Annotated in this window: 21 protein-coding genes; 9 read left to right on the top strand and 12 right to left on the bottom strand. The window is 71.8% G+C overall.

All coding sequences use genetic code 11. From position 1 onward, the window contains the following. Positions 1-580 precede the first annotated feature (580 nt). The 4 genes from pepN to ACLVWQ_RS30720 all read right to left on the bottom strand — a co-directional run bounded on the left by pepN (position 581) and on the right by ACLVWQ_RS30720 (position 5,172). On the bottom strand, positions 581-3,085 hold the full coding sequence (gene pepN, locus ACLVWQ_RS30735) for an aminopeptidase N (RefSeq protein WP_414112497.1): 2,505 nt from the start codon (positions 3,083-3,085) through the stop codon (positions 581-583). Positions 3,086-3,205: 120 nt separating this feature from the next. Next, on the bottom strand, positions 3,206-3,724 hold the full coding sequence (locus ACLVWQ_RS30730) for a two-component system response regulator (RefSeq protein WP_414112496.1): 519 nt from the start codon (positions 3,722-3,724) through the stop codon (positions 3,206-3,208). Between the two features lie 175 nt (positions 3,725-3,899). Further along, positions 3,900-4,256, bottom strand: coding sequence for a chorismate mutase (locus ACLVWQ_RS30725; RefSeq protein WP_414112495.1), 357 nt, complete (start codon positions 4,254-4,256; stop codon positions 3,900-3,902). 25 nt (positions 4,257-4,281) lie between these two features. Beyond that, on the bottom strand, positions 4,282-5,172 hold the full coding sequence (locus ACLVWQ_RS30720; protein ID WP_414112494.1) for a helix-turn-helix domain-containing protein: 891 nt from the start codon (positions 5,170-5,172) through the stop codon (positions 4,282-4,284). A gap of 178 nt (positions 5,173-5,350) precedes the next feature. On the opposite strand from ACLVWQ_RS30720, the gene ACLVWQ_RS30715 reads away from it, so the two are divergent. Both ACLVWQ_RS30715 and ACLVWQ_RS30710 read left to right on the top strand, forming a co-directional pair. Next, complete coding sequence (locus ACLVWQ_RS30715) at positions 5,351-7,105, top strand: glycoside hydrolase family 35 protein (protein WP_414112493.1); 1,755 nt, start codon at positions 5,351-5,353, stop codon at positions 7,103-7,105. Between the two features lie 166 nt (positions 7,106-7,271). Beyond that, positions 7,272-8,204, top strand: coding sequence for a hypothetical protein (locus ACLVWQ_RS30710; protein WP_414112492.1), 933 nt, complete (start codon positions 7,272-7,274; stop codon positions 8,202-8,204). 494 nt (positions 8,205-8,698) lie between these two features. Here ACLVWQ_RS30710 and ACLVWQ_RS30705 read toward each other — a convergent pair whose 3' ends face one another. Both ACLVWQ_RS30705 and ACLVWQ_RS30700 read right to left on the bottom strand, forming a co-directional pair. After that, a complete protein-coding gene (locus ACLVWQ_RS30705) occupies positions 8,699-9,634 on the bottom strand; it encodes an SDR family oxidoreductase (RefSeq protein ID WP_414112491.1) in 936 nt (311 codons plus the stop codon). Position 9,635: 1 nt separating this feature from the next. Continuing rightward, positions 9,636-10,436, bottom strand: a complete 801-nt coding sequence (locus ACLVWQ_RS30700) for an SDR family oxidoreductase (RefSeq protein WP_414112490.1) — start codon at positions 10,434-10,436, stop codon at positions 9,636-9,638. Positions 10,437-10,523: 87 nt separating this feature from the next. Here ACLVWQ_RS30700 and ACLVWQ_RS30695 point away from each other — a divergent pair, with 87 nt between their 5' ends. The 4 genes from ACLVWQ_RS30695 to ACLVWQ_RS30680 are packed head-to-tail and all read left to right on the top strand — an operon-like array spanning position 10,524 to position 13,980. Then, the gene (locus ACLVWQ_RS30695; protein ID WP_414112489.1) at positions 10,524-11,267 is read left to right on the top strand and encodes an enoyl-CoA hydratase family protein; all 744 of its coding nucleotides are present in this window, start codon (positions 10,524-10,526) and stop codon (positions 11,265-11,267) included. After that, positions 11,268-12,137, top strand: a complete 870-nt coding sequence (locus tag ACLVWQ_RS30690; RefSeq protein ID WP_414112488.1) for a CoA transferase subunit A — start codon at positions 11,268-11,270, stop codon at positions 12,135-12,137. It begins immediately after the preceding gene. Continuing rightward, positions 12,134-12,928: a CoA-transferase subunit beta gene (locus tag ACLVWQ_RS30685; RefSeq protein WP_414112487.1), complete on the top strand. Its 795-nt coding sequence runs from the start codon at positions 12,134-12,136 to the stop codon at positions 12,926-12,928. Before ACLVWQ_RS30690 ends, ACLVWQ_RS30685 begins: the two co-directional genes overlap by 4 nt. Then, on the top strand, positions 12,928-13,980 hold the full coding sequence (locus ACLVWQ_RS30680; protein WP_414112486.1) for an NAD(P)H-dependent flavin oxidoreductase: 1,053 nt from the start codon (positions 12,928-12,930) through the stop codon (positions 13,978-13,980). The genes ACLVWQ_RS30685 and ACLVWQ_RS30680 overlap by 1 nt, the downstream gene beginning before the upstream one ends. Before the next feature lie 136 nt (positions 13,981-14,116). Here the strand turns inward: ACLVWQ_RS30680 and ACLVWQ_RS30675 are convergent, their stop codons facing one another. The 3 genes from ACLVWQ_RS30675 to ACLVWQ_RS30665 are packed head-to-tail and all read right to left on the bottom strand — an operon-like array spanning position 14,117 to position 16,802. Then, a complete protein-coding gene (locus tag ACLVWQ_RS30675; RefSeq protein ID WP_414112485.1) occupies positions 14,117-15,274 on the bottom strand; it encodes an acetyl-CoA C-acetyltransferase in 1,158 nt (385 codons plus the stop codon). Positions 15,275-15,300: 26 nt separating this feature from the next. Then, complete coding sequence (locus ACLVWQ_RS30670) at positions 15,301-15,978, bottom strand: TetR/AcrR family transcriptional regulator (protein ID WP_414112484.1); 678 nt, start codon at positions 15,976-15,978, stop codon at positions 15,301-15,303. Between the two features lie 38 nt (positions 15,979-16,016). Continuing rightward, on the bottom strand, positions 16,017-16,802 hold the full coding sequence (locus ACLVWQ_RS30665) for an SDR family oxidoreductase (protein WP_414112483.1): 786 nt from the start codon (positions 16,800-16,802) through the stop codon (positions 16,017-16,019). 68 nt (positions 16,803-16,870) lie between these two features. Here ACLVWQ_RS30665 and ACLVWQ_RS30660 point away from each other — a divergent pair, with 68 nt between their 5' ends. Further along, positions 16,871-18,010 carry an acyl-CoA dehydrogenase family protein gene (locus ACLVWQ_RS30660; RefSeq protein WP_414112504.1) on the top strand — a complete coding sequence of 380 codons (1,140 nt, stop codon included), beginning with the start codon at positions 16,871-16,873 and terminating at the stop codon, positions 18,008-18,010. Beyond that, the gene (locus tag ACLVWQ_RS30655; protein ID WP_414112482.1) at positions 18,010-19,041 is read left to right on the top strand and encodes an acyl-CoA dehydrogenase family protein; all 1,032 of its coding nucleotides are present in this window, start codon (positions 18,010-18,012) and stop codon (positions 19,039-19,041) included. The genes ACLVWQ_RS30660 and ACLVWQ_RS30655 overlap by 1 nt, the downstream gene beginning before the upstream one ends. Here the strand turns inward: ACLVWQ_RS30655 and ACLVWQ_RS30650 are convergent. The 3 genes from ACLVWQ_RS30650 to ACLVWQ_RS30640 form a co-directional block, all read right to left on the bottom strand. Continuing rightward, entirely contained in the window at positions 19,013-20,644 is a 1,632-nt protein-coding gene (locus ACLVWQ_RS30650; RefSeq protein WP_414112481.1) for a cytochrome b, read from the bottom strand. The genes ACLVWQ_RS30655 and ACLVWQ_RS30650 overlap by 29 nt on opposite strands. Before the next feature lie 801 nt (positions 20,645-21,445). Further along, positions 21,446-22,549: a hypothetical protein gene (locus ACLVWQ_RS30645; RefSeq protein WP_414112480.1), complete on the bottom strand. Its 1,104-nt coding sequence runs from the start codon at positions 22,547-22,549 to the stop codon at positions 21,446-21,448. Between the two features lie 5 nt (positions 22,550-22,554). Then, positions 22,555-22,779: a hypothetical protein gene (locus ACLVWQ_RS30640; protein WP_414112479.1), complete on the bottom strand. Its 225-nt coding sequence runs from the start codon at positions 22,777-22,779 to the stop codon at positions 22,555-22,557. A 74-nt stretch (positions 22,780-22,853) separates the two neighbouring features. Here ACLVWQ_RS30640 and ACLVWQ_RS30635 point away from each other — a divergent pair, with 74 nt between their 5' ends. Continuing rightward, entirely contained in the window at positions 22,854-23,693 is an 840-nt protein-coding gene (locus ACLVWQ_RS30635) for a chitosanase (RefSeq protein ID WP_414112478.1), read from the top strand. Positions 23,694-23,756: the final 63 nt, after the last annotated feature.

The raw sequence follows: 23,756 nt of genomic DNA, 5'->3' as shown, positions 1-23,756 counted from the left end.
GTCCGGCCAGGGGGTGGGCGAGGGCGGCGAGGGAGAGGTTGCCGGCACCGATGCCGATGCCGACGAGGACCAAGGGGGTCTGGGGTCTGTGGTGGGCCGGGGGTGGGGTGGGGGGTGGCGTCGGTCTCATGGGGCTGGGTGTCCTTCCACGGTGTCGGGGCGTGGCGGCATCGCCGGGTCCGGTGTGTGGGTCGAGCGGGGTGGCGCCGAGCCGGGCGCGGCGCAGGGCGGCGTGGCTTTCGGTGCGAGGTGCGAGGTGCGAGGGGTGCGACGAGGTTTCCAGGTTGTCGCGTTTGGGGCGGCGTGCCGAGGGAGTTGGGTGATCGGTACCCGAAAGGGGGACGGCACCTTTGGGCCGGAGTGCGCCGGTCGCCGCCGGTCGCCCGCCTGTTGCCGCCGACTGCTGGGGCGCGTACCGGACGTATGGGGCCTGTTCGCGACGGCGGCGGGGTGCGGTGTGTCCATGCAGGACACACCGCACCCCGCCGCGAGGGTCGGGACCGAAGGTGACGGGGACCACCGGGGTGGTCCGGGTCGTACTGGGGATACCGGAGATGCCGGGGACGCCGGGGACGCCGGGCTATGACTCCCGTACCCGCAGGGCCCGTGCCAGGTCGTCCAGCTGGTCGGCGAGTTTGCGGCGCAGGGCGGGGGTCGGGTCGGCCTCGGCCAGGCACTGTTCGCCGAGGTGGAGGGTCTTGGCGGTGATGGCGTACGCGGGGAACGCCCAGCGGCCCACGACGTCGGCGATGGCGGGGCCGCGGCGGGCGGCGAGGGTGACGGCGTCCTCGAAGTAGCGGGGGACGAACTCCCGTACGAGGTCGGTCTGTTCGGGCTGCCAGAAGCCGCGGGCGGTGGCGGCGAGGAGGTAGTTGGACAGGTCGTCGGTGCTGAACATCGCTTCCCAGGCGGCCTGCTTGGCGACCGGGTCGGGCAGGGCGGCGCGGCAGCGGGCGGCGCCCTCCTGGCCGGTGGCGCTGGGGTCCTGGACGAGTTCGGCGTCGATGACGGCGTCGTCGACGGCGCCGAGGACGGAGAGGCGGCCGAGGATGCGCCAGCGCAGTTCGGGGTCGAGTTCGGGTCCGCCGGGGACGGTGCCTTCGGAGATCCAGGCACTGATGGTGTCGGGCTGGGCGGCGACGTCGATGAGGTGGCGTACGGCGACGAGGCGCAGTCCGGGGTTGTCGCCGTCCTCGGTGCGGCGGATCAGGTCGCGGCACAGGGAGGTGAGGGTGGTGAGGGCGGCGGGCCGGTCGTGGGGGGCCAGGTAGCGGTCGGCGACCTGGGTGGCGGCGAAGGTCAGGACGCCCTGGACGACGGCGAGGTCGGTCTCCTCGGGGAGGTGGGCGCGGGCGGTCTCCAGATAGGCGGCGGGTTCGAGGTCGCCGTCGCGGACCATGTCGCGCAGGGTGTTCCACAGGACGGCGCGGGTGAGGGCGTCGGGGACGCCGGAGATGCCGCGCAGGGCGGTTTCCTCGGAGGTGTCGTCGAGGCGGATCTTGGCGTAGGTGAGGTCGAGGTCGTTGGGGACGAGGAGGGCGGGGCGGGTGCCGGGGCGGGGTTCGGCGGGCGGGTTCTGCGGGATGTCGGTCTCGTAGCGTTCGCGCAGGACGAGGGTGCGGTCGCTGCCGATGTCGTGGTCGTAGACGCCGACGGTGACGCGGTGGGGGCGGCTGCCGTCGCGGGTGAGGACGGGGGTCCACTCCCCCGGCCGGGCGGTGACGGTCGCGGTGAGGGTGTCGACGCCGGTGGTGCGCAGCCAGGCGTCGGCCCAGGCGTGGACGTCGCGGTCGGTGCCGGCGGCGAGGGATTCGATGAAGTCGGCGAGGGTGGCGTTGGCGAACTTGTGGCGGGCGAAGTGGGTGTTGATGCCGGTGAGGAAGTCCTTCTCGCCGAGCCAGGCGACGAGTTGGCGCAGTGCGGAGGCGCCCTTGGCGTAGGAGATGCCGTCGAAGTTGAGGAGGGCGGAGGCGGTGTCGGGGACGGCTTCGGGGTCGGGGGCGACGGGGTGGGTGGAGGGGCGCTGGTCGGCGTCGTAGCCCCAGGCTTTGCGGACGATGCCGAAGTCGGTCCAGGTGCCCGTGAAGCGGGTCGCCTCGGTGAGGGTCTGGTAGCCCATGTACTCGGCGAAGGACTCGTTGAGCCAGATGTCGTCCCACCAGCGCAGGGTGACGAGGTCGCCGAACCACATGTGGGCCATCTCGTGGGCGATGACCATGGCGCGGGTCTGGCGTTCGGTGTCGGTGACGGCGGAGCGGTAGACGAATTCGTCGCGGAAGGTGACGAGTCCGGGGTTCTCCATGGCGCCCGCGTTGAATTCGGGTACGAACGCCTGGTCGTAGGAGTCGAAGGGGTACGGCTCCTCGAATTTCTCGTGGTAGCGGTCGAAGCAGGCGCGGGTGATGTCGAGGATCTCGTCGGCGTCGGTGTCGAGGTGGGGGGCCAGGGAGCGGCGGCAGTGGATGCCGAAGGGCATGCCGCGGTGTTCGGTGCGTACGGAGTGCCAGGGTCCGGCGGCGACGGCGACGAGGTAGGTGGAGATGAGCGGGGTGGGTGCCGCTTCCCAGCTGCCGTCGGCGGTGCGGGTGGTGGTGCTGTTGGCGAGGACGGTCCAGTTCTCCGGGGCTGTCACGGTGAGTTCGAAGACGGCTTTGAGGTCGGGCTGGTCGAAGGCGGCGTAGACGCGTTGGACGTCGTCCATGAACAGCTGGGTGTAGAGGTACGTCTCGCCGTCGGTGGGGTCGGTGAAGCGGTGCATGCCTTCGCCGGTGCGGGAGTAGCGCATGGCGGCGTCGACGCGTAGTTCGTGGGGGCCCGCGGTGAGGCCGGTGAGGGGGAGCCGGTTCTCGTGGAGTGCGGCCGGGTCGAGGGGGTGTCCGTCGAGGGTGGCGGAGCGCAGTTCGGCGGGCTTGAGCTCGACGAAGGTGTCCCCGCCGTCACCGAGGTCCCCACGTACCGTGAAGGTGATGGTGGTGAGGGAGTCGAAGGTGTCGTCGCCGCGTGTGAGGTCGAGTTCGATCCGGTAGCGGTGGACGTCGAGGAGTGCGGCACGGGTCTGCGCTTCGTCGCGCGTCAGTACGGACATGGGGCCATGCTGCCTGATGGGCGAGGCGCGGCACAGGGGCGGCTTGCGCTACCGGTCTCGCGCGCCGTGGTCCCGCGCACTTGGGCGTACGGGGTGGTGTGCGCGTGGTGTGTGCCGGTGTTACGCGGTGCGGCCCTGTTCCGGTGTGCGGGGACCGGTTCGCTGCGCGGTGACCGGGGGGTCGTAGCGGGTGGTGGGTTCCTGGCCCTTGACGAGGACCCTCAGCTCGCGGACTTCCCGTTCCAGGGACCGGTACCGCTGGTGGGAGTCGTACAGGTAGCGGACTTTGGTGCGCAGGGTCCAGGGGTCTATGGGTTTCATGACGAGGTCGGCGACGCCGAGGCCGAAGGCTTCGGTGGTGAGTGCGGTGTTCGGGCCGAATCCCGTGACGAGGATGATGGGGATGAGCTGGGTCTGTTCGACGCCCCGCATGTAGCGCACGACGTCGAGGCCGTTGACGCCGGGCATGTGGACGTCGAGGAGGAGCAGGCCGACCCGGCCGCGCAGGACTTCCTTGAGGGCGTCGTCGCCGCTGGTGGCCCGCGTCAGCTGGTAGCCGAGCGGGGCCAGGGCGCTTTCCAGTGCGTAGAGCGTGTCCTCGTGGTCGTCGACTATGAGGATCTTGGCATCCGGCGGCATGAAGCGAAGTCCCCTCGCTTGGACCACTCAGCTTAAGTCCGAACCGACTGACAGGGAGTGCTCAGCGCAGGATGCCTCATTTCGGCGCGCGCGCCGAGGGGGCAGGGCGGGGAACGGGGCGGGGGCGGGGTGCGCGCCGGGGGCCGGCGTACTCATTCCCGGGGCACGGGGGTGCTCAGTCGCGGGGGTTGGTGTTCTCCGCGTTCTCCGCGATGCGCTCGTGGTGGCGGATGACCTCGGCGATGACGAAGTTCAGCAGTTTCTCCGCGAAGGCCGGGTCGAGGTTGGCGTTCTCGGCGAGCCGGCGGAGTCTGGCGATCTGCTGGGCCTCGCGGGTCGGGTCGGCGGGCGGCAGTTGGTGGGCGGCTTTGAGGTGGCCGACCTGCTGGGTGCACTTGAATCGTTCGGCGAGCATGTGGACGACGGCGGCGTCGATGTTGTCGATGCTCTCGCGCAGCCTGTCGAGTTCGGCGCGGACGGCCGGGGCGATGTCGCCCGCCTGGCCGGAGCCGCCGGTGTCGCTGGTGGTCATGGGCGTCCACCCTACGCGGCTCGTCTCAGGTGGTGTGCAGGCCTTCGACGATCGGTGGGTGCCGGGGGTCGGGGACCTGGTTGCTCCAGCCGCCGGGGACGGTGCGGCCCTGTTGTTCCCTGAAGCGCACCGGTGCCATGCCGACGCGGCGGGTGAAGAGGCGGGAGAAGTAGGCGGGGTCGTCGTAGCCGACGCGGCGGGCGACGGCGGCGACGGGGAGTTCAGTGGCGGCGAGGAGTTCCTTGGCGCGGCCGAGGCGGATGCCGAGGAGGTAGTCCTTGGGGCTGCAGCCGGCGCCGCGGCGGACGGCGGTGCGCAGTTCGGCGGGGGTCATGCCGTGCCGGGCGGCGTGGTCGGCGACGGTCAGGGGTCTGCAGGCGTCGCGGGCGAGGGCCTGGAGGACCTGTTGTCCGTCGGGGGCGGTGTCGGCGCGGGCGCGGCGCAGGGTGACGAGGAGTTCGTGGACGGCGGCGCTGGTCTCGACTTCGAGGAGGGGGTTGCCGCGGCGGGCGGCGCGGGCGATGCGGCCGACGGTGGCGCGGGCGGCGGCCGCGTCGGAGAGGGCGACGACGGGCCGGTCGGGTTCGATGTAGCCGAGTTCGGTGTAGGTGTCGGCGGTGGGTCCGGTGAAGTCGACGAAGGCCTCGTCCCAGCCGGTGTCGGGGTCGGGTGCGTAGTGGTGGGGTATGCCGGGGGTGAGCCACAGCAGGGCGGGGGCGGTGACGGCGGTGCGGTGTCCGTCGGGGGTACGGAACCAGCCGCGGCCGGTGCTGACGACGACGGCGACGTGGTGGTCGAGGGTGCGGGGACCGACCGTGGGCAGCCTGCCGTGCTGGAGGCCGACGCCGAGGCAGACGAGACCGAGTCTGTGGTGGGCGGGGCCGGGGGTGAAGAACCGCATCCAGGTGTGATACATCCGTTTCCTCCGCCTTCCTGCTGCGCTTTCTTCTTGCGCTTTTTACTTCTTCTTACGCTTTCTACTTGCGCTTTCTTTCTGCCGAAGCTCGTGCGGGTCGGGTCCGGTCACCTGTGTCCAATCGGTGCTGATCTTTGTCCATGGACCGGGTCGCCGCCAGGGGGGCAGGGTGGTGGGCATGAGTGAGTTCGCGGTGGGGGACGCCGATTTCCTGGTGGACGGGCGGCCGGTGCGGCTGCTGTCGGGGGCGCTGCACTACTTCCGGGTGCACGAGGGGCAGTGGGGGCACCGCCTCGCGATGCTGCGGGCGATGGGCCTCAACTGTGTGGAGACGTACGTTCCGTGGAATCTGCACGAGCCGCGGCCGGGTGAGTTCCGGGACGTCGGGGCCGTGGGCCGGTTCCTGGACGCGGTGCGCGCGGCCGGGCTGTGGGCGATCGTGCGGCCGGGTCCGTACATCTGCGCCGAGTGGGAGAACGGCGGGCTGCCGCACTGGCTGACCGGCGGTGGCGGGCCGGGCGCACGGGTGCGTACCCGGGACGAGGGGTTCCTCGGTCCGGTGGAGCGGTGGTTCTCGCGGCTGTTGCCGCAGATCGTGGAGCGGCAGCTGGACCGCGGTGGTCCGGTGGTGCTGGTGCAGGTGGAGAACGAGTACGGCAGTTACGGCTCGGACCGGGTGTATCTGCGGCGGCTCGCCGAGGTGCTGCGCGCGGAGGGGGTGCGGGTGCCGCTGTTCACGTCGGACGGCCCCGAGGACCACATGCTCACGGGAGGCTCGGTCGACGGTGTGCTGGCGACGGTGAACTTCGGCGCGCAGCCGCGGGAGGCCTTCGCGGCGCTGCGCAGGCACCGGCCTTTGGGGCCGCTGATGTGCATGGAGTTCTGGTGCGGCTGGTTCGACCACTGGGGCGGTGAGCACGCGGTGCGCGACCCGCGGGACGCGGCGGACGTGCTGCGGGAGATCCTGGAGTGCGGGGCCTCGGTCAACCTCTACATGGCGCACGGCGGTACGAGTTTCGCCGGCTGGGCGGGGGCCAACCGGGGTGGCGTGCTGCACGACGGGGTCCTGGAGCCGGACGTGACGTCGTACGACTATGACGCGCCGGTCGACGAGTTCGGGCGCCCCACGGAGAAGTTCTGGCTGTTCCGCTCGCTCCTGGCCCCTTTCACGGACGGCGAGCTGCCGGAGCCGCCGCCCGGGCCCCCGGCGCTGGGCTCCCCCGCCTCGGTGGACCTGACGGGCTGGGCGTCCCTGCCGACGGTGCTCGGTGTGCTGGGCGGGCCCGAGAGCGAGACCTCGGTGCCGCCCACGTTCGAGGAGCTGGACGTGGACCGGGGGCTGGTGCGCTACGCCGTCGACGTGCCGGGGCCGCGGCGGCCGTATCCGCTGACCGTGCGCGGGCTGCGGGATCTGGCGGTGGTGTACGTCGACGGGGTACGGGCCGGTGTGGTCACCGAGCACGAGCCGGAGCTGACGGAGCCGGTGGCCGGGCCCGCGCGCGTGGAACTGTGGGTGGAGTCGCTGGGGCGGGTCAACTACGGTCCGCGGACCGGGGAGGCGAAGGGGGTCACCGGGGGTGTGCTGCACGAACGGCAGTACCTGCACGGTGTGCGGGCGCGGGCGCTGCGGCTGGACGCGTTCGACGCCGTGGGGGTGGGGGCGGTGCCGTTCGGGTCACCGCCGGCGGCGGGCGCCGCGGGCCTGTACCGCGGCACGGTCACGGTGGGCGCCCCCGGGGACGCCTGCCTCGCGCTGCCCGGCTGGACCAGGGGGTTCGTCTGGATCAACGGCTTCGCCCTGGGCCGCTACTGGTCCGCGGGCCCGCAGTCGTCCCTGTACGTCCCGGGCCCGGTACTGCGGGAGGGCGAGAACGAGGTGTGGATCCTGGAACTGGAGGAGGCGTCGACACCACCGGCTTTGACCGCCCCGTGAGGGGCGCGGGGAACCGCGCGAGCAGCCCCCACGCGGCCGCGGACGCAGAACAGGCCGAGCCACCCCCCGGCGCCCGGCCGCCTAACCGTCGGGGACCAACCCGGGAGATTCCTGGTGCGTCCCCTTAAGGTGGAATGAGGTTCGGGACCTCTCTGGGGGTACGGGCGTGACGAACGGCGGTCCGGTCAAGCACGGCTACCCGCACATGGAGACCGTGCGCGCGGCGGTGACCGCGCTGTACAAGCGGCTCTCGTACGACACCATCCACGCGTTCGACACGAGCGTGGCCCCCGCCGACGTGGCGTTCTCCGATACGGACGACCTGTATCTGGGCGCGCAGCGGGTGGCCCGCGAGCTGGTGCGGCACTTCCGTCTGCCGGACGCCCGGATGATCGTGAGCTTCCGGGAGATGGAGCACGCGGCGAATGTCGAACTCGCCGCGGGTCCGGAGTACTTCATCGAGCTGAACGACCGCTTCCGCACCCACCGGCGGGACGTCGGCGCGGCGCTGGCGCACGAGGTGATGCATGTGTATCTGCACCGCCTCGGGCTGTCCTTCGCCGGGACCCGCGACAACGAGATCCTCACGGACACGGCGACGACGTATCTCGGTGCGGGGTGGCTGCTGCTCGACGCGTACCGGGAGGACGCGTCGTCGTCGCAGAAGCTCGGCTATCTGACGCCGGAGGAGTTCGGGTACGTGCTGGCCAAGCGGTCCTTGGTGTTCGGTGAGGACCCGGCCGTCTGGTTCACCAGTGCGCAGGCGTACACCGCGTACACGAGGGGGATGGGGCAGGCCCGGCATGACGAGCGGCAGCCGCCGTTGACCGCGGCGGGGTGGGTGGGGCGGCGGCGTTATGCGAAGGACCGGCGTCACGCGCAGGGCCCTGACCGGGAGCGGGACCGGGACCGTGGGCGTGTCGTCGCGGGGGTGCCGGGTGAGGTGGCGTACGCGTACGCCTTCACGCCGGACGGTCCCGGGCCGCTGCGGGTGTCGTTCCCGTGCCCGACGTGTCATCAGCGGATCCGGGTGCCGGTGCGGGGGCGGATGCGGGCGCGGTGTGGGTTGTGCCGGTCGGTGTTGGAGTGCGACACGTAGGGCTGCCCGCGGGAAGGGCGGGTGCGGGTGCGTCGTGGCTGGGCGCGCAGTTCCTCGCGCCCCCGACGGGGCTGGCCTCGGGCTCTGCCCGGCGGGCGGGGCCGGTGCCTGTCGTGGCCCGCGACGGGACCTGGGGGACGAGTGCGGGTGCGCTGTGGCTGGTCGCGCCGTTCCCCGCGCCCCTTTCGGGACTGCCCGCGGGAAGGGCGGGTGCGGGTGCGTTGCGGCTGGGCGCGCAGTTCCCCGCGCCCCTGACGGGGCTGGCCTCGGGCTCTGCCCGGCGGGCGGGGCCGGTGCCTGTCGTGGCCCGCGACGGGACCTGGGGGACGAGTGCGGGTGCACTGTGGCTGAGCGCGCCGTTCCTCGCGCCCCTTTCGGGACTGCCCGCGGGGAGGGCGGGTGCGGGTGCGTCGGGGCTGGTCGCGCTGTTCCTCGCGCCCCTGACGGGGCTGGCCTCGGGCTCTGTCTGGCGAACGGGGTGTATGTCTGTTGTTTTACTGCGTGCCGTGTACCGGTGGTGGGGGTTGGGTCTCTGACAGGAGTTTTCTTGTTGTGGTGCCTGCTTCTTCGGGGGTCCAGCGGGCCTTCTTGTCCGCTGTGGGGCCGGGGCGCCAGCCGTCCATGACGGTGATGCGGCCGCCCTCCGTCTCGAAGATCCGGCCGGTGACTCCGGCGCTCGCGGTGGAGCCGAGCCAGACGACCAGGGGGGACACGTTCTCCGGGGCCATCGCGTCGAAGCCGTTGTCCGGTGCCGCCATGGCCTGGGCGAAGGCCGTCTCGGTCATCCGGGTCCGCGCGGCCGGCGCGATCGCGTTGACCTGCACTCCGTAGCGCCCCATCTCGGCGGCGGCCACCAGGGTGAGCCCGACGATGCCGGCCTTGGCCGCGCTGTAGTTGCCCTGTCCGACGGAACCCGAAAGGCCCGCTCCGGAACTGGTGTTGACCACCCGGGCCTGCGGCCTGCGCCCCGCCTTCGCCTCGGCCCGCCAGTGCGCGGCGGCATGCTGCAGCGGCAGGAAGTGGCCCTTCAGGTGGACGCGCATGACGGCGTCCCAGTCGTCCTCGTCGAGGTTCACCAGCATCCGGTCGCGCAGGAACCCGGCGTTGTTCACCAGTGTGTCGAGCCGTCCGAAGGCGTCCACCGCCGCGTGGACGAGGGATGCGGCACCCTCGGTCGTCGCGACGTCCCCCGCGTGGGCGACGGCCTCGCCGCCGGCCGCCGCGATCTCCTCGACGACCTGCCGGGCCGGGCTGTCGGCCCCGGGCGAACCGTCGAGTCCGACACCGAGGTCGTTGACGACGACCCGCGCGCCCTCGGCCGCGAAGGCGAGCGCGTGGGCGCGTCCGAGGCCGCGTCCGGCGCCCGTGACGATCACGACCCGCCCGTCGCAGATCCCAGCACTGCCGCCACTGCCGGTGTCCGAGGTCATGTCATTCCTCCTTGTTTACGTTGACGTTGACATTGGCGTTGGCGTTGACGGTCGCCGCGTCCAGGAACGCGGGCCGCTCCCCGCCGCCGTGGACGAGGAGGCCGGCCCCGGTGATGTACGCGGCGGCGTCCGACGCGAGGAAGACGGCCGCCCCGCCGATGTCCGCGGGCACGGCGAGCCGCCCCAGCGGGACGGTGCGGGAGACGGCGTCGATGCCGTCCTCGCCGCCGTAGTGGAGGTGGGACAGCTCGGTGTGGACCATCCCGACCACGAGCGTGTTGACGCGCACGTCCGGTGCCCATTCCACGGCCATGGAGCGCGCCAGGTTCTCCAGTCCGGCCTTGGCCGCCCCGTAGGCGGCCGTGCCGGGCGAGGGCCGGGTCCCGCTGACGCTGCCGATCATCACGACGGAGCCCCGCGCGCGCTTCAGCAGGTCGTACGCCGCCAGGGAGGCCGTCAGGGGCGCGACCAGGTTGAGGTCGATCACGCGCGCGTGCCGCTCGGCGTCCGTCTCGGCGAGCAGTCGGTAGGGGGCTCCGCCCGCGTTGTTGACCAGGACGTCTAGCCGGGGCAGCCGTTCGAAGAAGGCGCGCACGGCCGGTGGGTCGCGCAGGTCGAGGGGGGCGAACTCGACGCCGTCGAGCGGTGCTCGCGGTGGACGGCGGGCGCAGACCACGACCTCGTCGCCCGTCTCGGCGAACGCCCGCGCGATCCCGGCGCCGACCCCCCGGGTCCCGCCCGTGACCACCACGAGCCGCCTGCCCGCAGGCCCGTCCGACCGCCTGTCCGGCCACTTGCCCACAGGGCCTCCCGCTCGCCGGAATTCGCTGTTACCTTCACATCAGACCGCACCTAACAAACGTTTGGTGGAAAGGTAGCTGATGCGTCCATGGGTGTCTCCACCTCGTCCCCGGAAAAAGGGATTTCCGTCATCACGGTCGACTTCCCGCCGGTGAACGCGCTGCCGGTGAGCGGCTGGTTCGAGCTGGCCGACGCCGTGCGCGCGGCGGGACGCGACACGGGGATCCGCTGTGTGGTGCTGGCCGCCGAGGGTCGGGGGTTCAACGCGGGCGTGGACATCAAGGAGATACAGACCGAGGGCGACAGCGCCCTGCTCGGCGCCAACCGCGGCTGCGCCGAGGCCTTCGCCGCGGTGTACGAGTGCGAGGTGCCGGTGGTGGCGGAGGTGCACGGCTTCTGCCTGGGCGGCGGCATAGGCCTGGTGGGCAACGCGGACGCGATCGTGGCGAGCGACGACGCCACCTTCGGCCTGCCCGAGCTGGACCGGGGCGCCCTGGGCGCGGCCACCCATCTGTCCCGGCTGGTGCCCCAGCATCTGATGCGCGCGCTCTACTACACGTCGCGCACGGCGACCGCCGCCGAGTTGTACGGGCACGGGTCGGTGTGGCGGGTCGTGGCGCGCGACCGGCTGCGCCCGGCCGTGCTGGAGCTGGCCCGCGAGATCGCGGCCAAGGACGGCCAGTTGATCCGGCTCGCCAAGGCCGCCATCAACGGCATCGACCCGGTCGACGTGCGCCGCAGCTACCGCTTCGAGCAGGGGTTCACCTTCGAGGCGGGCCTCGGCGGCGCGGGCGACCGGGTCCGGGACACATTCGGAAAGGAGGGCCGGTAGATGGGCGACAAGACGATGACGGCGGACGAGGCCGTCGCCCGGCTGGCGAGCGGGATGACCCTCGGCATCGGAGGCTGGGGCTCGCGCCGCAAACCGATGGCGCTCGTCCGGGCGCTGCTGCGCTCCTCGGTCACCGACCTCACGGTCGTCTCGTACGGCGGCCCGGACGTCGGCATGCTGGCGGCGGCCGGGCGGATACGGAAACTGGTCGCCCCGTTCGCGACGCTCGACTCGATCCCGCTCGAACCGCACTACCGGGCGGCCCGCGAGAGCGGCTCGCTCGAACTCATGGAGATCGACGAGGCGATGTTCATGTGGGGGCTGCGGGCCGCCGCCAACCGGCTGCCGTTCCTGCCGGTGCGGGCCGGTATCGGCTCGGACGTGATGCGGGTCAACCCCGGCCTGCGTACGGTCACCTCGCCGTACGAGGACGAGTCGACCGGCGTCCACGAGACCTTCGTCGCCATGCCCGCCCTCCGGCTGGACGCGGCACTGGTCCATGTGAACCGCGCCGACCGCGCGGGCAACGGACAGTATCTGGGCCCCGACCCGTACTTCGACGACCTGTTCTGCGAGGCGGCCCAGGCGGCGTACGTGTCCTGTGAGCGGATCGTCGACACGGCGGAGCTGACGAAGGCGGCGCCCCCGCAGACCCTGCTGATCAAGCGGCTCAGCGTGAGTGGCGTGGTGGAGGCGCCGAGCGGGGCGCACTTCACGTCGTGCGCGCCCGACCACGACCGGGACGAGGCGTTCCAGCGGCTCTACGCGTCGATGCCCTGGCCGGAGTTCGCCGAGAGGTTCCTCGCCGGGGACGAGCAGGCCTATCTGACCGCCGTGGAGGCATGGCACGAGGAGCAGCGACAGCGATGAACACGCCACCGAGCACATCCCTGGGTACGTCCCTGGGTACATCCCCGAGTGTGTCCCCCGGCGGTGCGACCCGGGCCGAGTACTGCGTGATCGCCTGTGCCGAGGCATGGCGGGGCGACGGCGAGGTGCTGGCCAGCCCGATGGGTCCGGTCCCCTCGATCGGCGCCCGTCTCGCCCGGCTCACCTTCTCGCCCGACCTGTTGCTGACCGACGGCGAGGCGCTGCTGGTGGGTCCCGACGGCACCCCGGAGGGCTGGTTGCCGTACCGGCAGCATCTGGCCCTGGTGACCGGCGGGCGCCGGCACGTGATGATGGGCGCGAGCCAGCTCGACCGCTTCGGCAACCAGAACATCTCGTGCGTGGGCGACTGGGCGCGGCCCACCCGGCAGTTGCTCGGGGTGCGGGGCGGCCCGGTCAACACGGTGAACAACCCGGTCAGTTACTGGGTGCCCAGGCATTCCGAGCGGGTCTTCGTCGAGAAGGTCGACATGATCGGCGGGGTGGGGTACGACAGCGCGGCGGCGGCCGGTCCCACGGCGACCCGTTTCCACCGGATACCGCGGGTCGTCTCGAACCTCGGGGTGTTCGACTTCGCGACCGAGGACCGTGCGATGCGGCTCGCCTCGCTGCATCCGGGTGTGACGGTCGAGGAGGTCGTCGCGGCGACGGGCTTCGAGCTGGCGGTCCCGGACGAGGTGCCGTACACCCGGGAACCGACGGCGGCGGAGCTGGAGTCGATCCGCGAGGTCCTCGACCCGCGGGGGCTGCGCGACCGTGAGGTCAAGGGCTGATGGAGACCGCGCTCACCCGGCTCGTCGGTGTCCGGTATCCCGTCGTGCAGACCGGGATGGGGTGGGTGGCGGGCCCGCGCCTGGTCTCCGCCGCGGCGAACGCGGGCGCGCTGGGCATCCTGGCCTCCGCGACGATGACGCCCGCCCGGCTGCGGGAGGCGGTCCGGGAGGTCAGGTCCCGTACGGAGGCGCCGTTCGGGGTGAATCTGCGCGCGGACGCCGGGGACGCCCGTGACCGCGTACGGATCATCGTGGAGGAGGGGGTGAAGGTCGCCTCCTTCGCGCTCGCGCCGTCCCGTGAGCTGATCGCCGAGCTCAAGGACGGGGGTGTGGTCGTCGTCCCCTCGATCGGGGCCCGCCGTCATGCCGAGAAGGTCGCGGCCTGGGGTGCGGACGCGGTGATCGTGCAGGGCGGCGAGGGCGGCGGCCACACCGGTGAGGTGGCGACGAGCGTCCTCCTGCCGCAGGTCGTGGACGCCGTCGGCATACCCGTGGTCGCGGCGGGCGGTTTCTTCGACGGGCGGGGCCTGGTCGCGGCGCTCGCGTACGGCGCGGCGGGCGTCGCCATGGGCACCCGGTTCCTGCTGACCTCGGACTCGACGGTGCCGGACGCGGTGAAGGCCCGCTATCTCGCGGCCACGGTGAAGGACGTCACGGTGACGAGAGCCGTGGACGGCCTGCCGCACCGCATGCTCCGTACGGACCTGGTCGATTCCCTGGAGGGAGCGGGCCGTACGCGAACGCTGACCCGGGCGGTGCGCCGGGCCGCCGGTTTCAGAAGGCTCTCGGGTCTCACCTGGCCCCAGTTGGTCCGCGACGGCCTGGCGATGAAGCACGGCAAGGACCTGACCTGGAGTCAGGTGCTGCTGGCCGCCAACACCCCCATGCTCCTGCGCGCGTCCATGGTGGAGGGGCGCACGGACCTGGGGGTGATGGCGTCGGGCCAGGTGGCGGGCCTGATCGAGGACCTGCCGTCGTGCGCGGCCCTGGTGGAACGGATGATGACGCAGGCCGAGGAGACACTCCGAGCACTCCCTGCCCCGGGCCCCTGAGGCGACGCCCTCTCAGGGCCCCCTCAGGGACGCGGGGAACGGCACGAGCAACCCCCACCGACCGGCACCCGACATTCGACATCCGGCACCCGCCGACCGGCACCCGGCACCCGGCACCCGGCACCCGGCACCGGCTCTACAGCCGCTCCACGATGGTCACGTTCGCCTGCCCGCCCCCCTCGCACATCGTCTGCAGCCCGAACCGCCCCCCGGTCCGCTCCAGTTCATGCAGCAGGGTCGTCATCAGCTTCACCCCCGTGGCGCCCAGGGGATGCCCGAGGGCGATCGCGCCGCCGTTGACGTTGACCCGGTCGGGATCCGCCCCGGTCTCCTTCAGCCAGGCGAGGACGACGGGCGCGAACGCCTCGTTGATCTCGACGAGGTCGATCTCGCCGATGGACATCCCGGCCTTCTTCAGGGCGTACGCGGTGGCCGGTATGGGCGCCGTCAGCATCCGGATCGGATCCTCGCCGCGCACGGAGAGGTGGTGCACGCGGGCCCGGGGGGTGAGCCCGTGCTCCCGTACGGCCCGCTCCGAGGCGAGCAGCATCGCGGCCGCCCCGTCGGACACCTGCGAGGAGCAGGCCGCGGTGATGGTGCCGCCGTCGACCACCGGCCGCAGACCGGCCATCTTCTCCAGCGAGGTGTCCCGTCGTGGCCCCTCGTCGACCGTGACGTCCCCGAGCGGTACGGTCTCCCGCTCGAAGCGCCCTTCGTCGATCGCGCGGATCGCCCGCTGGTGGGACCGCAGGGCGAACTCCTCCTGGTCCCGCCTGCTGATCCCCCACTTCGCCGCGATCGACTCGGCGCCGAGGAACTGGTTGACGGGCCGGTCCCCGTACCGGGCGCGCCATCCCTCGCTGCCGGCGAACGGCCCCTGGGTGAGCCCCAGCGGCTCGGCCGCCTGACGGGAGGCGAAGGCGATGGGGATCTGCGTCATGTTCTGGACACCGCCGGCGACCACGAGGTCCTGTGTGCCCGAGAGGACGCCCTGTGCGGCGAAGTGCACGGCCTGCTGCGAGGAGCCGCACTGCCGGTCGACCGTCACCCCCGGCACCTCCTCGGGCAGCCCGGCCGCCAGCCAGCACGTCCGTGCGATGTCACCGGCCTGGGGCCCCACGGTGTCCAGGCACCCGAAGACGACGTCCTCGACGGCTGCCGGGTCGACTCCGGAGCGCGCGACCAGGGCTTTCAGGACATGTGCGCCCAGGTCCGCGGAATGGACCGCGCTCAGACCACCTTTGCGACGCCCCACGGGCGTACGGACCGCTTCGACGATGTAGGCCTCGGCCATGACGACTCCCCTGGTTCAACTGCTCTCTACGGCAACTGCTTCCGCTGCTCGTGCACTGGCTCTCGCACTGGCTCTTGCACTGACTCTCGGACCGGTTCTCGTACGGCGATTCCGTCCAGCACCATCGACAGGTACTGGCGGGCGATCTCGTCCGGGCTGTGCTGTCCGCCGGGCCGGTACCAGGACGCGGCGACCCATACGGTGTCGCGCACGAACCGGTAGGTCAGCCGGATGTCGAGGTCGTCCCGGAAGACCTCGCCGGCCACGCCGCGCTCCAGCGTGGCCAGCCACGCCTTCTCGAACTTGCGCTGCGAGTCGGCGAGGAACGCGAAGCGCTCCTGCGCGACGAGCTGCTTGGACTCCTTCTGGTAGATCGCGACGGCCGCCCGGTGCCGGTCGATCTCCCGGAAGGACTCGGTGACCAGGGCCTCCAGCGTTTCGCGCGGGTCCAGTTCGGCGGCCAGGACGGTGTCGTACCCGCCCCACAGCTCGTCCAGGAAGGTCCGCAGGATCTCCTCCAGCATCGATTCCTTGGAGTCGAAGTGGTAGTAGAGGCTGCCCGCGAGCATGCCGGCGTGGTCCGCGATCTTGCGCACGGTGGTGGCGTTGTAACCCTGCTCGGCGAAGACCTCGGCGGCGGTGCCGAGGAGTTCACGGCGCCGCTCCGGCGAGGCGGTCACCTGGGGCTTCTTCTTGGTAGGCACGGTTCCATTGTGGTCCTCCTCGCACCGCGGCGAAGCGCTCACGCGTGCTGGCTGCTGACGGAGACGACCTCGCCCGTGAGGTACGAGGAGTAGCCGGACGCCAGGAACACGATCACGTTGGCCACTTCCCACGGCTCGGCGTGGCGCCCGAAGGCCTCGCGGGCCGTCAGTTCCTCCAGCAGTTCGGGAGTCGTCACCTTCACCAGGTGCGGGTGCATGGCGAGGCTCGGTGAGACGGCGTTGACCCGCACGCCGAACTCGGCCGCCTCCATCGCCGCGCACCGGGTCAGCGCCATCACGCCCGCCTTCGCGGCCGCGTAGTGCGCCTGGCCCGCCTGGGCGCGCCAGCCGACGACGGAGGCGTTGTTGACGATCACCCCGCCGTGGCCGCCCTCGCGGAAGGCGCGCAGGGCCGCGCGGGTGCAGCGGAAGGTGCCGGTCAGGGTCACGTCGAGCACCCGCGACCACTGCTCGTCGCTCATGTCGACGAGGTCCGACGTCCCGCCGAGGCCGGCGTTGTTGACCACGATGTCGAGTCGCCCGTGCAGGCGCAGGGCCTCGGCGAAGAGGGCCCGCACCTGGGCCTCGTCGGTGACGTCGCAGGGGAACGCGGCCACTGTGCCGAACTCCCCTGCCAGCTCCGCCTCGTGCACCTTCAACCGCCGCTCGTGCGCGTCGCTGATCAGCACGCGCGCGCCCTCCTCCAGGAAGCGGCGGGCCGTGGCGCCGCCGATGCCCGCGCCGGCGGCGGCCGTGACGACGGCGGTACGTCCCTTCAGCAGCCCGTGCCCAGGCACGTACACCGGCCTCTCGACGTCTGTCATGGAGCCACGCTAACCTACCAAACACTTGTTAGGGAAGGCTGTGACTACCCGCCCGAGAGCTGGTGACCGTGGATCTCACGTACTCCCCCGCCGACGAGGCGTTCCGCGCCGAGGCCCGTGCCTGGCTCGGCGCGCACGTGCCGGCCGAGCCGCTGCCCTCCCTGGAGACCGAGGAGGGCTTCGCGGCGCACCGCCGCTGGGAGGCCGAACTGGCCGCGGACCGCTGGTCGGTGGTGTCCTGGCCGGCGGCGTACGGCGGGCGGGACTGCGGTCTCGTCCGCTGGCTGGTCTTCGAGGAGGAGTACTGGGCGGCGGGCGCCCCGGGCCGGGTCGGCCAGAACGGCGTCAGCCTCCTCGCGACGACTCTCTTCGACCACGGCACCGAGGAGCAGCGCGCGCGGATCCTGCCGCCGATGGCCCGCGGCGACGTCGTCTGGGCGCAGGCCTGGTCCGAGCCGGAGGCCGGGTCCGACCTCGCCTCACTGAGGTCCAGGGCGGTGCGCACGGACGGGGGCTGGCTGGTGAGCGGGCAGAAGACGTGGTCGTCGCGGGCCGCGTTCGCCGACCGCGCGTTCGGCCTGTTCCGCAGCGAGCCCGACACCCCGAGGCGCCATCAGGGCCTCACCTACCTGATGTTCGACCTGCGGGCGCCGGGTGTGACCGTCCGCCCGATCGGCAGGCTGGACGGGAAACCGGCCTTCGCCGAGCTCTTCCTGGACGAGGTGTTCGTGCCGGACGAGGACGTGATCGGCGAGCCGGGCCAGGGCTGGCGGGTGGCGATGTCGACGGCGGGCAACGAACGCGGGCTGACGCTGCGCGCGCCCGGCCGGTTTTTGGCGTCGGCGGGGCGGCTGGTCGCGCTGTGGGACGCGCGCGGCCGGGACCCGTTCACCCGTGACCGGGTGGCCGACGCGGTGATCGGCGCGCGCGCCTACCAGTTGTTCACGTACGCGGCCGCGTCCCGGTTCCTCGACGGCGAGCCCCTCGGCCCCGAGTCCAGTCTGAACAAGGTCTTCTGGTCGGAGTACGACCTCGCCCTGCACGAGACGGCGCTCGACCTCCTGGGCGCGGACGGGGAGTTGGCCGACACCGAGTGGTCCGAGGGGTACGTCTTCTCGCTCGCCGGGCCCGTCTACGCCGGTACGAACGAGATCCAGCGCGACATCATCGCCGAGCGGCTCCTCGGCCTGCCGAAGGGGCGCCGCTGATGCGTTTCCTGCTGGACGACGAGCAGACGGCCCTCGCCCGTTCCCTGGACGCGCTGCTGACGGCGGCGGACACCCCGGCCGCCGTACGGTCCTGGGGCGCCGGGGACCCCGCGGCCGGGCGTGCGCTGTGGTCGCGGATCGCCGACGTGGGGGTGTTCTCGCTGGCGGTGCCCGAGGCGTACGAGGGTCTGGGGCCGCGGCCCGTCGAACTCGCGGTGGCGTTCGTGGAGTTGGGGAGACATGCGGTGCCGGGGCCACTGGTGGAGACGGTGGCGGCGGCCGCGCTGCTCGCCGGGCAGCCGGCGGGTCCCGCGAAGAGGTTCCTGCCGGGGGTGGCGTCCGGGGCCACGGTCGCGACGGTGGCCCTGCCGGGCGGGGGGCCGTACGTCCTGGACGCGGACGTGGCGGACGTGGAACTGACCGTGACCTCGGCCTCCGACGGGGCCGGGGACGGCGAGTTGTGGTTGACGCCCCGCGGGGACCGCGATCCTCACGCCAGGCGGTCCCTGGACCCCGCTCGCCGGGTCGGTCCTCCGCGGCCCGGAGGTGAGCTGCTGGCCACCGGACCGTGGATCGGCGCGAGCGCCGCCGAGGCCCTTCGCTGGGCGCGGCTCGCGACCGCCGCCCAGGCGCTCGGGGTGGGGCTCGCCCTGCTCGACAGGACCGTGGCGTACGTCAAGCAGCGCAGCCAGTTCGGGGTGCCCGTCGGCTCGTTCCAGGCGGTCAGGCATCGGCTGGCCGACGCGAAGATCGCCCTGGAGTTCGCGCGCCCGCTGGTCTTCGGCGCCGCGCTGTCGATGACACCGGCCGACGTGGCCGCCGCCAAGGTCACGGCCTGCGAGGCGGCGTACGCCACCGCTCGTACGGCCTTACAGCTGCACGGCGCGATCGGCTACACCGCGGAGTACGACCTGTCGCTGTGGCTGACCAAGGCGCGGGCGCTGCTCTCGGCGTGGGGCGGCCCGGGTGAGTGCCGGGCGGAGGTGCTCCGTTCGGGCCTGCTCAGTGGTGGTGGTCGTCGCTCGTCGTGAGTTCGCGGTACTCCTCGACGGTCGGTTTGGGGATGTGCGCGTTCTGCCCGTACATGGCTCGGGCCAGCCGTGCGCGCAGTCGCCGGGAGGGCGTGACCTTCCGCCGGACGCCGTTCGCGTCGACGAGCGGGCCCACGTCGTAGGGCGGGTCCTGGTCGTGCTGGGTGAGGGTGAACCGCTGGGCCTGGGTGAGGGGTTCGTGCACCTCGACGTACTCGCCGTGCGGGAGTTTCCTGATGGTGCCGGACTCCCTGCCGTGCAGCACCTTGTCGCGGTCCCGGCGTTGCAGCCCGAGGCAGACGCGTCTGGTGACGACGAAGGCGATGACCGGGACCAGGAAGAAGCCGATCCGGACGAACCAGGTGATCGAGTTGATCGACAGGTGGAGGTGCGTGGCGACGATGTCGTTGCCGCCGCCGATCAGCAGGACGGCGTACAGGCTGAGCCAGGCCACGCCGAGGGCGGTGCGGGTGGGGACGTTGCGGGGCCGGTCCAGGATGTGGTGTTCGCGCTGGTCGCCGGTGATCCAGGCCTCGACGAACGGGTAGACGCCCATCGCCAGCAGGATCAGCGGGAAGAGGGAGAACGGGATGAAGACGCCCAGCTCCAGGGTGTGGCCCCAGGCGGTGATCTCCCATCCCGGCATCACCCGGATCAGCCCCTCGGAGAAGCCGAGGTACCAGTCGGGCTGGGCGCCGGTGGTGACCAGGTCGGGCCGATAGGGCCCGAACGCCCACACGGGGTTGATGGTGGCGAGCGCGCCCATCATCGACAGGACGCCGAAGACCAGGAAGAAGAAACCGCCGGCCTTGGCCATGTAGACCGGCATGAACGGCATGCCGATGACGGACTTCTGGTCGCGGCCGGGCCCGGGGTACTGCGTGTGCTTGTGGTAGAAGACCAGGATCAGATGGGCGACGATCAGGCCGAGCATGATCCCGGGCAGCAGCAGGACGTGGACGGGGAAGAGCCGGGGAATGATGTCGTGTCCCGGGAACTCTCCGCCGAAGAGGAAGAAGGCGAGGTACGTGCCCACGATCGGCACGGACAGGATCGCGCCCTGGGCGAAGCGGATGCCGGTGCCGGAGAGCAGGTCGTCGGGGAGCGAGTAGCCGGTCAGGCCGGTGACGATGCCGAGGAAGAGCAGGGTCCAGCCGAAGGCCCAGTTCAGCTCGCGGGGTTTGCGGAACGCGCCGGTGAAGAAGACGCGCATCATGTGGACGAGCATGCCGGCGACGAAGACGAGCGCGGCCCAGTGGTGGATCTGGCGGATCAGCAGTCCGCCGCGGACGTCGAAGCTGATGTCGAGGGTGGACTCGTACGCGCGGGTCATGATGATGCCGTTGAGGGGTTCGTACGAGCCGTTGTAGACGACTTCGGCGCCGCTCGGTTCGAAGAAGAGGGTGAGGTAGACGCCGGTGAGGACGAGGATGAGGAAGCTGTAGAGGCAGACCTCGCCGAGCATGAAGGACCAGTGGTCCGGGAACACCTTGCGCATCTGGGTCTTGGCGAGGGAGTAGACGCCGAGGCGGCCGTCGGCCCAGTCCGCGAGGCGCTCGCCCTTGCCGGCGTCGGCTGTCCGTTCGGCGCGTCGTGCGTCCATACGTGGCCCTCCCCACGGCTCAGTTCAGGGTGACACGGGGTTCTGCGAACCCAAAGGGGATGTTCAGCCGCGGTGTGGCTGACCGCCGGTTGAACTGGGTGCGCAGTTCCCCGCGCCCCTAAAAACCCGGCCGGTCCACACCGTGACCGCCGGTGGGGGCTGGGTGCGCAGTTCCCCGCGCCCCTAAAAACGCGGCCCGTCCGCAGCGTGACCGCCCATCGCGGTTGATCGCGCCGTTCCCCGCGCCCCCAAAAAACACGGCCGGTTCGGACCCTGACCGCCGGTGGGGGCTGGGTGCGCAGTTCCCCGCGCCCCTAAAAACGCGGCCCGTCCACACCGTGACCGCCCGTCGCGGTCGATCGCGCCGTTCCCCGCGCCCCCAAAAAACACGGCCGGTTCGCACCCTGACCGCCGGTGGGGGCTGGGTGCGCAGTTCCCCGCGCCCCTAAAAACGCGGCCCGTCCGTCGCGGTTGATCGCGCCGTTACCCGCGCCCCCAAAAAAACGCGGCCGGTTCGCAGCGTGACCCCGCATTCCTGCCCAAGAACGCGGTTGTCGGCGTCTGTCATGGGTCTTCTGTGCTCTGTGCTCTGTGCTCGGCCCCCGCCGGGGTGTAGGTATGTCTCCGGCGTGAGGGGGTGTGTCGGGGCGTGCGGGCGTCGCGGCAAGGTGGTTCGACCTGACTTTGCGAGAGCGGCGTTCGGATGCCCCGGCGCGCCCCCGCCCCACCCCGCACCTCCAGGGGCGCGAGGAACTGCGCGACCAGCCCCCACCGAACCCGCACCAAAACACCCAACCGGTTCTAGCCGCGCAAGCGCCCCCGCAACGTCGGCAGTTCCGTGAGACGCCGTCTCGTCGGCCCGTCCATCAGCTCGACGAGCGGCGCAGCCAACTCCCAGAGCCCCTCCTCATCGATGCCACGGGCCAACGCATCGAGGCCCGCGTCGTCCAACGCCCCGGCCACCTTCGCCACGATCCGCCGAGCCGTCGGCGGCAACACCCGCACCATCGGCAGGAAATCACCCCACAGCCCGGTCGCCACCACCCCCGCGACAAGCCCGTCCAGCACCGCGGGATCCCGCAGCGCGGGCAACGCCGCGACGGCCCGCAACTCCCCCTCGCCCAGCAACGACACGATCGGCAGCAGCGACTCCCACAGCCCCTCCTCCGACGTCGCGCGGATCAGCGAGTCGAGCCGCGCCTCCGGCTGCGCGGCCGTCAGCGCCGCGATCCGGGCCCGCTGCTCACCGCTCGCCATCCCCGCGACGGCCATGGCCTCGGGCCACAGACCGTGATCGTCCGCGGCCGCGATGACGGAGCCGATCCGCTCGTCGTCCAGCAACCCGACGATGGGCCCGATCTGTTCGGGATGGTCGATCACGAAACCCGTACGCAGCAGCGTGGTCTCGTCGAGCCGCGGCAGCACACTTCGCAGTGCCGACTCCCGCAGGTGGCCGACGAACCGGCCCATCGTGAGGTGGTCGCCGCGCTCGGCGAGCACGAGGGCGATGCGTACGACGATGTCGTCGTCCAGCAGACCCATGATCCCGGCGATCCGGCGCGGGTCGACGTGATGACAGCAGCGGGCCGTGAACTCGGCGGGAAGCCTGTCGATGATCTCGGCCGCGCGGGCCGGTTCGAGGCGCCCGGCCAGCGCGGCGGCCAGCCGGGGCCCCAGCGCCTTCTGCGCGATACCCGCCGCGACCCCGGCCGGCAGCAGCTTCGTCATCGCGGCGATGCGGTCGAGCAGCTCGGGGTCCCCGCCGAAGAGCGCGGTGACGACCTGCTCACGGAAGAGGCGTACGTCGTCGGCGGACAGCTCTACGAGGTACGTCAGTTGCTGTGGCTCGACGTCCAGCAACCGGGCGAGTTTCAGGGTTTCGGCTCTGCCACGCAACGTGTCCATCCGGATCACCCCTGCCGGAAGAACATCCGCCGGACAGGTTCCCTGGTCAGGGCCGGTACGAGGGTGAGGGCGTCGTCGACCGCCTCGCCCAGCGCGGACGCCCGCCGCTCCCGTGCCCGGCGCAGCGCCTCCGCGAGCAGAAGGGCCTGCGGGCCGTCCAGCGCCCCGAAGCCCTCCGGCAACGGAGCGCCCAACTCCGCCTGAAGCAGCGCCCGTTCCTCCGCGCCCACAGGTCCTCCCCCGATGCTCACAGCTGGTCCACCCGATGCGGCGTGGCACCCTGCGCCGATCGTACTCTTTGCGTATGAAACGCGCTGGCCGTCTGCTGTTCGTCACCGTTCCCCTCCTCACGGTGGCGGCGTGCTTCGTCGTACCCGGCGAGGACGGCGACGGCGCACGCCCGGACCCCCGGGCCTCCGCCTCCGCCGACGCCGCCGCTGACGCCGCCGGTCTGGACTCCCCCGAGAAGAAGGAGCTGGCACAGCGGATCGTGTCCAGCGCGGAGAACTCCAGCCTCGACTGGCGTGGACAGTACGACTACGTCGAGGACATCGGCGACGGCCGCGGCTACACCGCCGGGATCATCGGCTTCACCACCGGCACACACGATCTGCTCGTCCTGGTCGAGCGCTACACGAAATCCCACCCGGACAACTCGCTGGCCCCCTTCCTCCCCGCCCTCCGGGAGGTCGACGGTTCCGACTCCCATGAGGGGCTGGGGTCCGAGTTCGTCGCGGCCTGGCAGGCGGAGTCCCGGAAGGCGGCGTTCCGCACGGCCCAGGACGCCGAACGCGACCGTGTCTACTTCGACCCGGCGGTGCGGCTCGCGAAGCGCGACGGGCTCGGTGTGCTCGGCCAGTTCATCTACTACGACGCGATGGTCATGCACGGGCCCGGGTCCGACCCCGGCTTCTACGGGATCCGCGAGCGGGCGATGGCGGAGGCGGACACTCCTGCGGAGGGGGGCCGCGAGAAGGCGTACCTGGACATCTTCCTGGATGTCCGGCGCACGACCATGAAGGCCGAGAAGCGGGACACGTCCCGGGTGGACACGGCGCAGCGTCGTTTCCTGTACGACGGGAACCTGGACCTGGACACCCCGCTGAAGTGGAAGGTCTACGGCCAGTCGTACGAGGTGGGCTAGCCGGCCCTTTCCTCGCCCCCGCCGCCCCTTCCCATTCCCGACCAGTCTCAGGGGCTCCGCCCC

The organism is Streptomyces sp. CWNU-52B, from assembly GCF_047444975.1.
Taxonomy (GTDB): domain Bacteria; phylum Actinomycetota; class Actinomycetes; order Streptomycetales; family Streptomycetaceae; genus Streptomyces.
Note: the sequence above shows the minus strand (reverse complement) of the source record. Positions and strands in the feature narration are given on the sequence as shown.

Bases quoted from the DNA above. Each gene is read 5' to 3' on its own strand.
- pepN (WP_414112497.1), bottom strand. From the start codon at position 3,085: ATGTCCGTACTGACGCGCGACGAAGCGCAGACCCGTGCCGCACTCCTC.
- ACLVWQ_RS30730 (WP_414112496.1), bottom strand. From the start codon at position 3,724: ATGCCGCCGGATGCCAAGATCCTCATAGTCGACGACCACGAGGACACG.
- ACLVWQ_RS30725 (WP_414112495.1), bottom strand. From the start codon at position 4,256: ATGACCACCAGCGACACCGGCGGCTCCGGCCAGGCGGGCGACATCGCC.
- ACLVWQ_RS30720 (WP_414112494.1), bottom strand. From the start codon at position 5,172: ATGTATCACACCTGGATGCGGTTCTTCACCCCCGGCCCCGCCCACCAC.
- ACLVWQ_RS30715 (WP_414112493.1), top strand. From the start codon at position 5,351: ATGAGTGAGTTCGCGGTGGGGGACGCCGATTTCCTGGTGGACGGGCGG.
- ACLVWQ_RS30705 (WP_414112491.1), bottom strand. From the start codon at position 9,634: ATGACCTCGGACACCGGCAGTGGCGGCAGTGCTGGGATCTGCGACGGG.
- ACLVWQ_RS30695 (WP_414112489.1), top strand. From the start codon at position 10,524: ATGGGTGTCTCCACCTCGTCCCCGGAAAAAGGGATTTCCGTCATCACG.
- ACLVWQ_RS30690 (WP_414112488.1), top strand. From the start codon at position 11,268: ATGGGCGACAAGACGATGACGGCGGACGAGGCCGTCGCCCGGCTGGCG.
- ACLVWQ_RS30685 (WP_414112487.1), top strand. From the start codon at position 12,134: ATGAACACGCCACCGAGCACATCCCTGGGTACGTCCCTGGGTACATCC.
- ACLVWQ_RS30680 (WP_414112486.1), top strand. From the start codon at position 12,928: ATGGAGACCGCGCTCACCCGGCTCGTCGGTGTCCGGTATCCCGTCGTG.
- ACLVWQ_RS30675 (WP_414112485.1), bottom strand. From the start codon at position 15,274: ATGGCCGAGGCCTACATCGTCGAAGCGGTCCGTACGCCCGTGGGGCGT.
- ACLVWQ_RS30665 (WP_414112483.1), bottom strand. From the start codon at position 16,802: ATGACAGACGTCGAGAGGCCGGTGTACGTGCCTGGGCACGGGCTGCTG.
- ACLVWQ_RS30655 (WP_414112482.1), top strand. From the start codon at position 18,010: ATGCGTTTCCTGCTGGACGACGAGCAGACGGCCCTCGCCCGTTCCCTG.
- ACLVWQ_RS30650 (WP_414112481.1), bottom strand. From the start codon at position 20,644: ATGGACGCACGACGCGCCGAACGGACAGCCGACGCCGGCAAGGGCGAG.
- ACLVWQ_RS30645 (WP_414112480.1), bottom strand. From the start codon at position 22,549: ATGGACACGTTGCGTGGCAGAGCCGAAACCCTGAAACTCGCCCGGTTG.
- ACLVWQ_RS30635 (WP_414112478.1), top strand. From the start codon at position 22,854: ATGAAACGCGCTGGCCGTCTGCTGTTCGTCACCGTTCCCCTCCTCACG.